Annotated in this window: 13 protein-coding genes; 5 read left to right on the top strand and 8 right to left on the bottom strand. The window is 71.7% G+C overall.

The window, feature by feature from the left end; translation table 11 throughout:
• Positions 1–13: 13 nt before the first annotated feature.
• Positions 14–868 (bottom strand): BTAD domain-containing putative transcriptional regulator, encoded by an 855-nt coding sequence (locus tag ACFY3I_RS15595; protein WP_390860981.1) that lies wholly within the window; start codon positions 866–868, stop codon positions 14–16.
• Between the two features lie 416 nt (positions 869–1284).
• Between ACFY3I_RS15595 and ACFY3I_RS15590 the strand changes: the two genes are divergently transcribed.
• Together ACFY3I_RS15590 and ACFY3I_RS15585 are read left to right on the top strand one after the other, a co-directional pair.
• Positions 1285–1740, top strand: coding sequence for a DUF4279 domain-containing protein (locus ACFY3I_RS15590; RefSeq protein ID WP_390860980.1), 456 nt, complete (start codon positions 1285–1287; stop codon positions 1738–1740).
• 319 nt (positions 1741–2059) lie between these two features.
• Positions 2060–3331 (top strand): FAD-dependent oxidoreductase, encoded by a 1272-nt coding sequence (locus ACFY3I_RS15585; RefSeq protein ID WP_390860979.1) that lies wholly within the window; start codon positions 2060–2062, stop codon positions 3329–3331.
• Positions 3332–3488: 157 nt separating this feature from the next.
• On the opposite strand, the gene ACFY3I_RS15580 is transcribed toward ACFY3I_RS15585, so the two are convergent.
• The 5 genes from ACFY3I_RS15580 to ACFY3I_RS15560 all read right to left on the bottom strand — a co-directional run bounded on the left by ACFY3I_RS15580 (position 3489) and on the right by ACFY3I_RS15560 (position 7601).
• Complete coding sequence (locus ACFY3I_RS15580) at positions 3489–4325, bottom strand: BTAD domain-containing putative transcriptional regulator (RefSeq protein WP_390860978.1); 837 nt, start codon at positions 4323–4325, stop codon at positions 3489–3491.
• A gap of 122 nt (positions 4326–4447) precedes the next feature.
• Positions 4448–5062: a ScbR family autoregulator-binding transcription factor gene (locus tag ACFY3I_RS15575; protein WP_390860977.1), complete on the bottom strand. Its 615-nt coding sequence runs from the start codon at positions 5060–5062 to the stop codon at positions 4448–4450.
• A gap of 230 nt (positions 5063–5292) precedes the next feature.
• Positions 5293–5958 (bottom strand): ScbR family autoregulator-binding transcription factor, encoded by a 666-nt coding sequence (locus ACFY3I_RS15570; RefSeq protein WP_365291714.1) that lies wholly within the window; start codon positions 5956–5958, stop codon positions 5293–5295.
• A 141-nt stretch (positions 5959–6099) separates the two neighbouring features.
• Positions 6100–6873, bottom strand: a complete 774-nt coding sequence (locus ACFY3I_RS15565; RefSeq protein ID WP_365291716.1) for a glucose 1-dehydrogenase — start codon at positions 6871–6873, stop codon at positions 6100–6102.
• Positions 6870–7601 (bottom strand): HAD family phosphatase, encoded by a 732-nt coding sequence (locus ACFY3I_RS15560; protein ID WP_390860976.1) that lies wholly within the window; start codon positions 7599–7601, stop codon positions 6870–6872. Before ACFY3I_RS15560 ends, ACFY3I_RS15565 begins: the two co-directional genes overlap by 4 nt.
• A gap of 391 nt (positions 7602–7992) precedes the next feature.
• Here ACFY3I_RS15560 and ACFY3I_RS15555 point away from each other — a divergent pair, with 391 nt between their 5' ends.
• Positions 7993–8946 (top strand): ScbA/BarX family gamma-butyrolactone biosynthesis protein, encoded by a 954-nt coding sequence (locus tag ACFY3I_RS15555; RefSeq protein WP_390860975.1) that lies wholly within the window; start codon positions 7993–7995, stop codon positions 8944–8946.
• Positions 8947–9007: 61 nt separating this feature from the next.
• Here the strand turns inward: ACFY3I_RS15555 and ACFY3I_RS15550 are convergent, their stop codons facing one another.
• Positions 9008–9607, bottom strand: a complete 600-nt coding sequence (locus ACFY3I_RS15550; protein WP_390860974.1) for a lamin tail domain-containing protein — start codon at positions 9605–9607, stop codon at positions 9008–9010.
• A gap of 498 nt (positions 9608–10105) precedes the next feature.
• Here ACFY3I_RS15550 and ACFY3I_RS15545 point away from each other — a divergent pair, with 498 nt between their 5' ends.
• Complete coding sequence (locus tag ACFY3I_RS15545) at positions 10106–11443, top strand: jacalin-like lectin (protein WP_390860973.1); 1338 nt, start codon at positions 10106–10108, stop codon at positions 11441–11443.
• 86 nt (positions 11444–11529) lie between these two features.
• Positions 11530–12015 carry a DUF5990 family protein gene (locus ACFY3I_RS15540; RefSeq protein WP_365291729.1) on the top strand — a complete coding sequence of 162 codons (486 nt, stop codon included), beginning with the start codon at positions 11530–11532 and terminating at the stop codon, positions 12013–12015.
• Between the two features lie 45 nt (positions 12016–12060).
• Here ACFY3I_RS15540 and ACFY3I_RS15535 read toward each other — a convergent pair whose 3' ends face one another.
• Positions 12061–12933, bottom strand: coding sequence for a methylenetetrahydrofolate reductase (locus tag ACFY3I_RS15535; RefSeq protein WP_390860972.1), 873 nt, complete (start codon positions 12931–12933; stop codon positions 12061–12063).
• Between the last annotated feature and the right edge of the window lie 314 nt (positions 12934–13247).

Raw genomic sequence — 13247 nt, 5'->3', positions numbered from 1 at the left:
CTCGCGGATCCGCTCAGGGGACGCGGGTCAGGCCGCCGCCCTGGGCCGGCAAGGCCGGATCGTCGTGCGCGGAGCCATCGGCGCTGTCGGCACCGGCGGTGAGGATGGACTGCTGGAGGCGGCGCAGGCGCGCCGAGGGTTCCAGGCCGAGGTCCCTGACGAGGAGGGCGCGCAACTGCTGGTAGACATGGAGCGCCTCACCGCGCCGGCCCGAGCGGTACAGGGCGAGCATGAACTGGGCGTGCAGGTTCTCGTGGGTGCGGTGACGGCTGGTCAGAACGGTGAGTTCGGCGAGCAGTTCGCGGTGCCGGCCGAGCCGCAGATCCGCCTCGATGCGCTGGTCCAGGGCGCACAGCCGGCCCTCCTCCAGCCGTCTGGCCTCCATGGCCAGGTGGACTCCGGTGCGGACGTCGGCGAAGGGCGGGCCGGTCCACAGGTCCAGCGACTGCCGAAGGACTCGGGAGGCGCCCGCGAAGTCCTCGCCGTCCATGGCCCGGCAGCCCAGTTCGCGGAGCCGCTCGAACTCACGGATGTCGCTGCCGCCGCCCCCGGACGCCAGCAGGTAGCCGCCCGGCAGGGTGGTGAGGACGTCCTTCGCGGACACCGCGTCCGTGCCGTCGGGGTCCGCGTCACGGCGGAGGGCCGCCGTGATGTGCTCCCTGATCTGCAGCACGTAGGTCTGCAGGGTGGTGCGGGCGCTGCGCGGCGGGGCACCGGCCCAGACCTCCTCGACCAGGGCCGCGACGGGCACCACCTGGTCGGCGCGCAGGGCCAGCAGGGCCAGCACCTGGCGGGGCTTCGGCGCGGTCGGGGCGACGGAGACCCCGTTCGTCCGCACGTTCAGAGCACCCAGCAGCCCGATGTCCACACACGTCTCCCTGGTCCTCACACCTGACACCCAGCCAGTAGAAAACAGCGCAACCGGTCTGTCAACAGACCGTCCGTCAGCCCGGTACTCCCGTCACCCACCCCTTGCCGCACCGCCTCCGGAAAACGCCGGATCGGCAGCTCCGAGCCGGATTCCCGGCATTCCACGGGCCACCCCGACACCGACCGGACGGTTCGCACCGGGGCGTGACCTCCACGGGATCCCGACCCGGAGAACAGCCAGAACGACGTCATCCGGTCGGTTACTTGACGATGGAACGGTCACCGCCCGGCACCGGGGACCGTCCTCCTGGCCCTTCCGTTCGACCCGCACGGCCGGGGGCCGAAGCCGCCGCCTGACCGCAGGGCACGCACGGTCACGGTCGGCCGATCTCCCGCGCGGCTATCCTCCAGGGGATGCCACTTCGCCAGTACGCCTACTTCGCGCTGTTCAGCCGGCACACCTCGGCAGACGACATGACCTCCCGGCTGGGCATCGCCCCTGACGAGGTGACGGTGCGCGGCAGCCGGTTCACCGAGCCGGCGGTGGTTCCGGTCGACCACTCGTGGATGGTTGTCTGCCGGGAGTCGGGTCTGCGCGTCGACGAGCAGATCACCCGCGTTCTCGACAGACTCCGGCCCCACACGGACCGCATCGGTGATCTCACCGGGCAGCCGGCCCGCACCGGCGGCGGAGCAGTGCTTCAGATCGTGCGCTACTTCAACGACACCGGCCGGACGTGTCCGGGCACGGACGCCCCCGATCTCCTCGGCTGGCACCTGGACCGCGAAGTCCTGGACTTCCTCCGCGCCACCGGCGCCGAGGTCGACATCGACGAGTACGACATGTCCGAAGCCGCGGACACCAGGTGAGCAGTCGGGCCGCCGGTGACGCGGTCCGCCGGTCCCCGTCTCGGGACACCCGGCGTACCGGGAACGCGGCCGACCGGTCCTGACGGGTCCGTGATCGCCCGCGGCCCCGCTCCGCACGCCGACGACCCCACCGAGTCCACTTGTCGTATGATTCGACCAATTTTTCGCCAACGTGGGTAGATGTCGTTTCCCGAATCGGGCGTGTGGGACAGACTCACCCGCGGAGGGGGGACGAGCACGACCGGGTCACGCCGGGCGTGCCATCCCGCAGTGTCGCGGCGCCCTGGGGAGGGCGGCGAAATGACCAGCGGAGGGATCCATGACGCAGTCGCTTCCCGGGCAACGCCCTGCCCAGGAGCAGGCGTTCACCGGCCGCGCACGGCCACCGGTCGTCGTGGTCGGTGCCGGACCGTACGGACTGTCGGTGGCCGCCCACTTACGGGCGGCGGGGACGCCGGTCCGCGTCTTCGGTGACGTGATGGGCAGTTGGCGGCATGCCATGGCCACCGGGATGTTCCTGAAGTCGACACCGGCGGCGACCGACCTGTCGGCGCCGGAGCCCGGTGGCCGGCTGGCGGACTTCCGGCGCGAGCACGGCGAACCGGAGCTGACCGAACTCACCCCGATCCCGTGCGACGTCTTCGTACGGTACGGGCAGTGGTTCCGCAAGCGGTACGTCGGCGAGGTGGAGCCGGCCCGGGTGACCGCGGTCGAGCGGCCCGCGTCCGGATCCGGCTTCGTGGTCCGGGCCGACGACGGACAGGAGACGGCGGCCTCCGCCGTCGTGGTGGCGACCGGACTCAACGGACTCGCCCATGTCCCCGAGGAGTTGCGGCACCTCGCCCCCGAAGGGCCGGGCCCCGGCGCGCCGGTGTCGCACACCAGCCACCACACCGACCTGTCCCGGTACGCGGGCCACCGCGTCGCGGTCGTCGGCGGTGGCCAGTCCGCCCTGGAGAGTGCCGCGCTGCTGCACGAGGCCGGCGCGGAGGCGCAGGTGCTGGTGCGCGAGCGGAAGGTGCTGTGGGGCATGGTCCCGGACCTGGCCAGGCCGTGGACACAGCGGCTGGCCAGGCCCGCCTCGCCGCTGGGCACGGGCTGGATACTGGCCGGGGTCTGCGCGGCGCCGGGCGGTGTGCGGTGGTTTCCGGCGGCCGCCCGGCTGCTGCTGTTCCGGCGGGCACTCGGCCCCTCGGGCGGCTGGTGGCTGCGGGAGCGGGTGGAGGGCGTCGTGCCGGTGCGCACCTCGCGCCGGGTCACCGGTGCGGCGCTCACCGGGCCGGTGGTGCGCCTGGACGTCGCCGGTCCCGGGAGCGCGCGCGAGTCCCTCACCGTCGATCACGTGCTGGCCGCCACCGGTTACCGGCTGGATCTGGCGGCACTGCCCTTCCTGTCCCCCACGGTGCGCCGCGCCGTGGCGTGCGTCCCGGGTTCGAGGGCTCCCGCGCTGCGGGCCACGTTCGAGTCGTCGGTGCCGGGGTTGTACTTCACCGGCTCGCTGGCGGCACCGATGTTCGGCCCGATGATGCGGTTCGTGGCGGGCACCAGGTTCGCCGCCGTCCGGATCGCCCGGCACCTCGGAACCCGCTGAGCGGCGGAGCGGGCGCGGACCGCGGGACCGGCACCGTGCGGACGCGCCGGCCGGCCCGGCGGCCCGGGCCGGTGCCGCCCGGCGGCTCGGGCCGTGCCCCTCGGCGGCTCGGCGGCTCGGCGGCTCGGCGGCTCGGCGGCTCGGCGGCTCGGCAGGGTCAGACGACCTGGGTGAGGGGGCCCGCCTGATCGGGGGCCGGTGTGCCGTCCTCGCCGGCGGTCAGGACGGACTGCCGTATCCTGCCGAGCACGGCCGAGGGTTCCAGGCCGAAGTCGTGCACGAGGGTGGTGCGCAGGCGCTGGTAGGCGGCGAGGGCCTCGCCGCGGCGGCCCGAGCGCTGCAGAGCGATCATCAACTGCCCGCACAGGCTCTCGTGCGTGGGATGCCGGCTGACCAGCACGGTGAGTTCGGCGATCAGTTCGCGGTGCCGGCCCAGCCGCAGATCGCACTCGATGCGCCGGTCCAGCGCGCAGAGCCTGCTCTCCTCCAGCCCCCGGATCTCGGCGCGCAGCCGGTCTCCGGCACGGACGCCGGCCAGGGCCGGCCCGGTCCACAGGTCGAGCGCGGTGCGCAGCAGCCGGGCCGCCCCTCGATGGTCCCCCGCCTCCATCGCCCGGTATCCGTTCCCGCTGAGCTCCCCGAACTCCCGTACGTCGTTGGTGCCTTCACCGGTGTCGAGCAGATAGCCGCCGGGTACGGTGCGCAGCACCTGTTTCGAGGTGCGCCCGCCCGTGCGCCCGCCCGTGCGACCGTCCGGCGCCGCGGACGCCCTGTCGATGAGTTCACGCAGGTGCATCACGTAGGTCTGCAGGGTGGGCCGCGCGCTGCGCGGGGGCCGCCGGCCCCAGACCTCCTCGGTGAGCGTCGCGACGGTCACCGGCTGGTCGGCGTGCAGGGCGAGCAGCGCGAGCACCTGACGCGGTTTGGCCGCGGTCGGCGTGACGGACACGCCCCGCTCGCGCACGTCGAGCGTGCCGAGTATGCCGATGTCCACACCGTCTCCCTGCCCGTCCGCCACTCGGTGCTCCGAGGCGAGTCCCGGGCACCCGAGTCAAAAACGGCATGGACGGTTTGTCAAACCGAACTCCGCTCCCTTTGTCGTGTCTTGACTTACGGTCAGGACTCGGCCCGCACCGCACCCGCGAACTCGTCACCGCGCGCCGTCAGTTGCGGAAGCACCAGTGACCAGAACTGCTCGACGTGCTGGGGCGAGATCCGGTCACGGTCGGCCGCGCCCAGCACCTCGAACCCGACCGTCGCGGCGACTATCACCGCCGCGACCCGGTCCGGCGACACCCCCTCCGCCAGCTCGCCCTCCCGCTGGGCGCACGCGAGCTGTTCGCTCACCCACGCACGCCACCAGCGGTCGAAGCCCACGCCGTTCTTGCGGGAGGGATCCACGCTCAGCTTGAACCCCGCGCGCACGACGACATCGGCGGCGACCATGACCAGCAGTTCCCGGGTGACCGTGACCAGCAGGTGCAGGGCGGAGGCGGCCGACGGGCGCCGGTCGGCGGCCATCTGCTCGACGGCCCGGCGGGCGGCGTCCTCCACCTCGACCGCCAGGGCGTCCTTGCTGGGAAAGTGGAAGTGCAGCGCGCCGGCGCTCACCCCGGCCCGGCGGCTGATCGCGGGCAGCGAGGACAGCGCGTATCCGTCGTCCGCGAAGGTCTCGGCCGCGGCACGCACGAGTGCCTGACGGGTTCTGGCCGCCCGGAGCTGCTTGACCATCGCGATCCCCCTGTTGATCCGGGCGAATCCGGAATTGGATGGTCCGATTCCCCCTGGGCCTGCAACATTCCGATTCGAGAACCCTAGCAAACAGCACACTTGGTAGGTTTTCCCGATGTACGGAGTATGGGCGGTACGCACCCGCGGGACGGCGCAACGCCGCTCCGCATCGGCGGGCGAACACACTCCGCGGACGACGAACCGGGCAGGTGGTCCGGACCGCAGGCGGGTCAGGCCTCGGCGGCCACCGGTGATTCCTGCCGGCGGCGCTCCACTTCCTCCACGACCCGGGCACCCCGGTCGGGCGCGGTGTCCAGTCGGATCAGTGCCGCGGGAGTGGCGATGGCCGGCAGTACGTGGTTGTAGAGGACCGAGATACGGTCGTTGAGATCCGTCCAGTCGGAGACGACCTCGGACATGAACTGGGTGCCGATCCAGGCCCCGAGGAAGCACTCCGCGGTCTCCTGGGGAGTGACGTGCGGCAGCACCTCGCCGCGCTCCTTGGCCTCGACCAGCTTCTCCGTCACCACCTCGGTCCAGGCCGGCCAGGCGCTGCCGAACAGTGAACGGCCCTGGAGATCCGCCGACAGCCGTATGCCGGCGAGCAGGATGACCTCCTTGGGGATGCGGTGGGCCAGCGTCATGCCGATGTCCACCCACTCCTGGAGCTTCAGCTCGCGCGGCACCCAGTAGTCGTCGCTGATCTGGGCGTTGATCACGCCCCGCGCGAGGGCTTCCTTGGAGTCGAAGTGGAAGTACAGCGCGCCCTTGGTCACTCCGGCCCGCTCGAGGATCTCGGCGATCGTCGCCGCCGTGTACCCACGCTCCGCGAAGACTCCGGCCGCGGCCTCGACAACAGCACGGCGGGTCCGAATCGCACGCTCCTGACGCGCCATGGGGACCCCTCCTCGGTCAAAACAAAACCGGACGTGACGTACCTTACCCCAATCGGGGGTCGGTATTTCGGCCGCGCGGGGCCGATTCCCGGTCGGCCCCGCGTCGGCGCCGAGGCGCCGGCACGGGGTCCGGTGGGCGGTTCACCAGGCGGTGCGCCCGCCGTCCACGGTCAACGTGGCACCCGTGACGAAGCTCGCCCGGTCGCTGCACAGCCAGGCGGCGGCCTCCGCGACCTCCTCGGGATCGGCGGCGCGCGCCTGCGGGGCGGAGCGGTAGGCCCGTGCCTCGTTCTCGGGCGACTTGGCGAACCAGTCGTCGATCATCTCCGAGCGGGTCAGGCCCGGGGCGATGGCGTTCACACGGATGTGGTGGGCAGCGTACTCGACGGCGGCCGCCTTGGTCAGTCCGATCACCGCGTGCTTGGAGGCGATGTAGGGGGCGGCCGTCGAGGAGGCCACCAGGCCGCCCACGCTGCTGGTGTTGACGATGGAGCCGCCGCCTGTCTCCAGCATGGCCGTGATCTCGTGGCGCAGGCAGTTCCACACGCCGCGCACGTTGGTCTCGGTGACCCGTTCGTAGTCGGCGTCGTCGATGAGGTGCATCGGGGTCCTGGGCAACGCGACACCCGCGTTGTTGAAGGCGGCGTCGAGACGTCCGTGGCGCGCGACGGTGAACTCCACGGCCCGGCGCACCTCCTCCCCGTCGCGCACGTCCAGGGCGCGGTGACTCGCCTCGGCGCCCCCGGCGCGCAGTTCGCCCACGAGGTCGCGCAGCTTCTCCTCGCGGCGGGCGGTCAGGACGACGGTGGCGCCCTGGCGCGCGAACACCCGCGCGGCGGCCGCGCCGATGCCACTGCTGGCGCCGGTGACGAGGACGACCCGGCCCGCGAGCGCGGCCCCGTCCGCCGCGGTCACGCGCTCACCCCGGCGGTGGTCGCCAGGGAGTCGGCGTCGTGCCAGAAGACGTCGAGCCCGGCCTCGCGGTCGAGCGTGCGCAGGCGTTCGTCGTCGATCTCGGCGAGGCCGCCGACCAGGTGCCGGACGCCGAGTTCACGCATCAGCTGACGCTGGAAGCCGTGCTCGAAGGTGCTGGGGTGACCGACGAACGGGACGTCCAGCTCCCTGGCGTGACCTGCGAAGCGGGCCACGTCGTCGACGAACACCACCTGGTGGCGGTCCAGTCCGAAGTGGTCCTCGGTTATCTCCCGGATGCCGGGGCGGAAGCCGTCGGTGCAGATGTAGTGCGGAGCGGTGAACAGCTCCTTCCAGGCGCCGAGATGGCGGTGGAAGTGGTCCTCGTGGAGCCCGCCGTAGCAGACGACCTCCAGGCCGGCGGCGCGCAGCCGGTGCAGGAGTTCCTCGGCGCCGTCGAGGGTGTGCACGGGACGGTCGCGCAGATACCGCTCGCGTTCGGCGAAGTAGTCGGCGATGGCCTCCTGTTCGCTCACGTCGGCGCCGGTCTCCGCCAGCAGTACCCGGGCGGCGGCGAGGCGGGACTGTGAGAAGAGCCGCTGCTCCAACTCCCGGGTGTACTCACCGCCGTACTTGAGGACGAGGCGGTGCAGGACGGGACTGAAACTGTCGTTGAGCAGGACGCCGTCGATGTTGACGGCGGCGAGCCGCAGGGTGCGCAGTTGTTCCATCGGGTCTCCTCTCGCAGGCCGTCCGGACATCATCCAGCGGCCGTCGGGACCGGTTGCGGCCCGGGTGGGCCCGCGGACGGTGAACTCCCCGCAGCGATGGCCGAAAAAGACCGCGGTACAGGTTTCGGTCCACCCGCGCGGGACCGGTCACCCGCGATAATCGGCCGCCGACATCGGCCGGTTGGTCCGTTTTTCGACGTGCCCTCAACCTGATTGAGCGCAAAAATACTTGGCCAAACCACCACTGAGCGGAGTCATGCATGGATCGAGTCCCACCACACTTGGCGAATCCTTTACTTTGCGGCCGACCCGAGAAAACCGGTAGGTCCGTATCTTATAGGCGTCGAACAGAGCTTCAGCCAGCGAAGAGCTTTCCGACGGGGGGTTGTCGATGAGCCTGTCCGCCAGCGAGATCGGAGCCGGTCTGCCCGTACTGCCCCGACTGACCACCACGGTGCCCAAGGAGTACGTCCACCGGGCGTCCCTGGCCGAGGTGTTCCTCAGTGGCTGTACCGCGCAGGACGACGGGCTGCGGTTCTCCCTCACCGGACAGTGGCCGCGCGCCCACACGTTCTTCAACAGCGCCGACGGCTCCAGCCATGACCCGCTGCAGGCCGCGGAGACGTTTCGGCAGGCCGGCATGTTCGTGACGCACGCCGAACACGGGGTGCCGCTCGGGCATCACTTCGTGCTGTGGTCGCTGAGCTGCCACACCGATCCGGGCCAACTGCGCATCGGATCCCGGCCGACCGACTTCGAGCTCGAGGTGACCTGCCCGGACACCGCGGTGCGGGGCAGGCCGTCGGCGCGCCGGATGGGGATCAGGTTCGCGCTGCGCCGGGACGGCCGGCCGGTGGCCCACGGGGACGGGCTGTACTCGATCGTCACGCCGTCCGTCTACGCGCGTCTGCGGGCCAACCGGCCGACGCAGCGGACGACTTCGACGGATCCTTCGGTGGCGGCGGACCGGATGGAGCCGGCCGCGGTGGGCCGCACCTCCCCCGCCGACGTGGTGCTGACGCCCACGGACGCGCCCGGCCGGTGGCTGCTCACCCCGGACCTCGCCCATCCGATCCTGTTCGACCACGACGGTGACCACCTGCCCGGCATGGTCCTGCTGGAGGGCGCCCGCCAGGCCGCCTGCGCCCGGCTGGCCCCCCGGGCGCTGATACCGGTGAGCACGTCCACGACCTTCGACCGCTACGTCGAACTCGACAGCCCCTGCTGGGTGGACGTGACCGAGGTGGCCGCCGGGGACGACGGCACGGTGACCGTGCGGGTCGTCGGCCGGCAGAACGGCGAGACCGTCTTCACCTCCACCGTGCGCGGTCCGGTCACCGGCTGAGGAGCCGTGAAACGGCCGCCGCCGGGCCCCGGTTCGGGACCCGGCAGCGGCCGTCCGGTCGTCAGTGCCCGTGCCCACCGGCGCGCCGCTCACCACCGGGGTGACGGTCACCGCCCACGTGCCGGTCGCCACCGTGGTGCCGGTCACCGCCCACGTGCCGGTCGCCACCGACGTGCCGGTCACCGCCGTCACGGCGGTGCAGACCCCAGGAGGCCGAGTCGACGTAGCGCCCGTGGTCGTTGCGCAGGGTGACGGTGTCGGCGTCGTGGTTCAGCACCGAGCGGTCGCGGTCCTGGTAGAGGTCCCTCATGGAGTCCCGGCCCTCCCCGGTGTGCACCCGGACCGTGGCGTGGCCGGCCAGCCGGTAGTGCCGGAAGGTGTAGGTGTGGCCGTCGGCGTCCGACAGGGTCCAGCCGCTCAGGTTCACGTCCCTGCGGGCGGTGTTGGTGACGTCCACCCACTCCCGGTTCAGGGCGCGGCCGTAGTGGACCGCGCGCCCCCGGAGGTCGTGCTGCACGGCGCTGATGACGACCGCGTCGCGATGCCCGTGCGGATGCGAGGCGGCGGCCGCGGCGGGCAGCGTCACGGCGCCCACCAGGGCGGCCGCGACGGCGGTGACGGAACCGAGACGACGGGCGGTCGCGATGACGGAAACGGACACGAGGTCCCCCTTTACGGGGTTGGGCACGCCCCTTCGCGTGCGGTTCGGGACCGCGACCCGCGAGGGGGCGTGTGGTGCGAGACGACGGCCGGGCGGCCGCGCAGCCACACCTTGCAACGGCTCGGCGGCGCACGTGTGGCGCGAACCATCCCCATTACAGATCCTTCGCCTTGCCATGACTCTCGAATGTAACGTCCATTTATCAAGTGAATGAACCGATTCGTACCGCCTTGAATCCCGCGAGCCGTGCAAACAGCGGCCCCACGACCGCCCTCCGGCGCGTGGGTCGACTCCGCGAACAGGGTTCCCTCACCCGAAAGTGAGTAACAGTCAGAGCCAACCGGGGTGCCACCAGCATGATTTCCCGGTCGTCATACGGAATTCCTCGATTGGCCGGTCGTGACAGTGGCCGGGAGAAAGCGTTTTCCACTACGTTTTGGCGTGCCATTTGGCATGTCCACATCCTCCCCGCGCCACCTCCCCGTAGGAGAAACCCTCATGCGCAGACTCGTTGCCTGCCTGGCGGCCGCGGTCGCCGCCCTCGGCGGGCTCACGGCGACGGCGGCTCCGGCCGCGGCGGCCGACTCGGGCACCTTCAGCGTGCTCACGTACAACGTCGCCGGGCTTCCGGAGTGGCTGTCCAGCGCGTCCACACCGCGCGACACCAGCACCACCGAGATCGGCAGGCGGATCGCTCCGTACGACATCGTCAACGTCCAGGAGGACTTCAACTACCACGCCTACCTGTACTCCACGGACACCCACCCGTACCGCACCGCGACCAGCGGCGGCGCCGGCATCGGCAGCGGGCTCAACACCGTCTCCGACCACGCCTGGGACGGCGACGACTTCGAGCGCGTCCGCTGGAACTCCTGCCAGGTCGACTCGGGCGACTGCCTGACCCCCAAGGGCTTCACCTTCATGCGCGAGCGCCTCGCCGAGGGCGTCTACGTCGACTTCTACAACCTGCACACCAACGCGGGGACGAACGACGGCGACGAGGCGTCCCGGGCCGACAACCTCGACCAGCTGACGTCGTTCATCTCCGCCCACTCGGCCGGGAACGCCGTCGTCGTCATGGGAGACACCAACACCCGTTACACCCGAGCCGCCGACACCATCGCGGAGTTCGCCTCCGCCAACGGGCTCACCGACGCCTGGGTGCAACTGGTCCGTGGCGGCAGCGCACCGGCCAAGGGCAGCGACGCCCTGGTCTGCGACCAGACGGGGGCGACCGTGCCCGACACCTGCGAGGTCGTGGACAAGGTCCTGTACCGCGGCAGCAAGCTGGTCACGCTCGACGCGACCTCGTACGACAACGAGCACGCCGGATTCCTCGACTCAGCCGGGCTGATGCTCTCCGACCACGACCCGGTCGCGGTCGGCTTCTCCTGGTCGCGGAACCCGGACTTCCAGCTCAGCGACCAGTTCGGCGGCCCGCACGGCGACTACTACCAGGACCTTACCGCCGTCCCGGCCGCCGCCCGCGCCACCCGCGTGTCGCTGCGCGCGGGCTCCCGCGTCGACCAGGTCGGCATCACGCTGGACAACGGGACCACGCTCGCCCACGGCGGCGCCGGCGGCACGGCGTCCTCGCTGACACTGGGCAGCGACGAGTACCTGACGACGGCGTATCTGTGCGAGGGCAAGTACAACGGCACCACACGGATCTTCTACGCCAGGTTCACCACCAGCCTGGGCCGCACCCTCGCCGGCGGTACGACGACCTCGGACTGCGTGACCCGCACCGCGCCGTCGGGCCGGCAGATCGCCGGTTTCCACGGCCGCTCCGGTGACGAACTCGACAAGGTGGGCTTCATCTACACCAGGCGCTGACCCCGCCCGGCCGGCCGGCGACCACCACGAAGGGTTCACCGGCCGGCCGTGGGGCACGGCCGGCCGCATCGGTGATGATGGCCGTCATGCACATCCGCATCGACGCGACCGACCTGCCGGGACGGTCCTGCCCCGCGCCCGAGGGCACCGCCTCCCCCGTGTACGACGGCATTCACGTGGCCGTGCAACGCCGCGACCGCCCCGCCGAACTGCTCGACCCGCAGCCGGGCGACGCCGACCTCGCGACCTGGACGCTGCCCTGCACCGCGGCGGCCTCGGACACCGGCGTCGACTTCAAGGGACCCTACGTCCAGGGCGGCCCGGGCGGCCGGTTCCTCTACCTGTCCTGGGGGACCGTAGACACCGGCGGCGGTTTCACCATGTTCCGCCGGGCCAAGCTGATGCTCGACGCCGTTCCGGACGCCGTCGCGCGGGCAGCGGTCCTGGACGGGCTGCTGGTGGGCAGGCTCGGGCTGACCGACGCCCGCGGGATGCCCCGGTGCGCGCGCGTCCTGCCGCCGGTCGTCGTCTGGAGTGCCGGGAGCGGTTCCCGGCCGGGCACGGACCGGTGACCGGCGAGGCCGTCCCCCGGCGCCGGCCGGTCCCCCTCGGCGTCCTCAGGCGGGCCGGGCCGTCCTGAACCCGGCGACCCATTCGGATGTGGCCCGCAGTCCGCCGAACGTATAGAAGTGGATCTTCACCTGGCCGTGCCGGGCCGGGTCGTAGCCCTCCGCCAGGGCGTGCAGGAACCGGTCCGGTCCCGCGGTGCCCATCAGGTTCGTGAGCGAGAGGCCGTACTTCCTGGCGATGCCCGCGCTGGTGGCGACGCCGAACCGGGCCGCGTAGCCCAGCAGGCGGCGCACGCCGGCCGGGCCGGGGACACCGATGCGGACCGGGAGTGCGATGCCCTCGTCCCGGAGCCGTTCGATCCAGGCGAGAACGGGATCGACGTCGAAACCGAACTGGGTGACGACCCCGCCCTCCAGGCCCTGCGCGGCGAGTGCGGCGCTCTTGTCGCGCAGCACGGACCACAGCACGTCGCCGGGGATGGCCGGATGGCCCTCCGGGTAGCCGCTGATGCCGACGTGCCGGACACCGTGGTCCCGGAGCAGCCCGGAGTCGATCAGGGAGAGGGAGTCCTCGTAGGGGCCCTCGGGGCTCGCCGGGTCGCCGCCGACGGCGAGGACGTTCTCGCAGAGGCCGTCCGCCCGCAGCCCGGCGAGGAACCGCTCGAAGTCGGCGCGGGAAGCGAGCCGCCGCGCGGAGAGGTGCGGCACGGGCACGAAGCCGAGCCGCTTGACCGCGCGGGCCGCCGCCAGCCGCGTCGGCAGGTCCTCGTTGCCGAGGAAGGTGACGTGGACGCGGGTGCCCGGTGGAATGGTGGCGCGCGCCTCCTCCAGTGCGGGGACGTCCTTGCCGGTCATCTCCAGGGAGAAGTCCTCCAGCAGTGCGGTGCTCACCGACGCCGGTGCCGTGTCGAGGGTGGTCATCGTGCTCCTTGCCGAACGTGGAACCCCGCTCTCAACAGCGACGGGCACGCCGGTATTCCGCCGACCCGGGCGCCTCGCCCAGCGCGGGGACCAGCACTCCCGGCGGGTGGGAAAGCGCTGCCAACATCCCGCTCCGTGCATCCCGGCACGCAGGACTGCCGGCCCCTTGGTACGTGCGTTGACCACCGATGGTTTTGATCGCCCTTTGTGCCGCTTCCATGGAAACCGCTTCACCGAAACACCGGTCAGACCCGATCGCCGGGTGTTAGAACTTGGCCACAGAACGTCGGACCGTGAACGGACCGGCGCACCCT

The sequence above is a fragment of the Streptomyces sp. NPDC001068 genome, from assembly GCF_042897315.1.
In the GTDB taxonomy this organism is placed as follows: Bacteria; Actinomycetota; Actinomycetes; order Streptomycetales; family Streptomycetaceae; genus Streptomyces.
The sequence above is the reverse complement of the archived record's forward strand: the minus strand, read 5'-3'. Positions and strand labels throughout refer to the sequence as shown.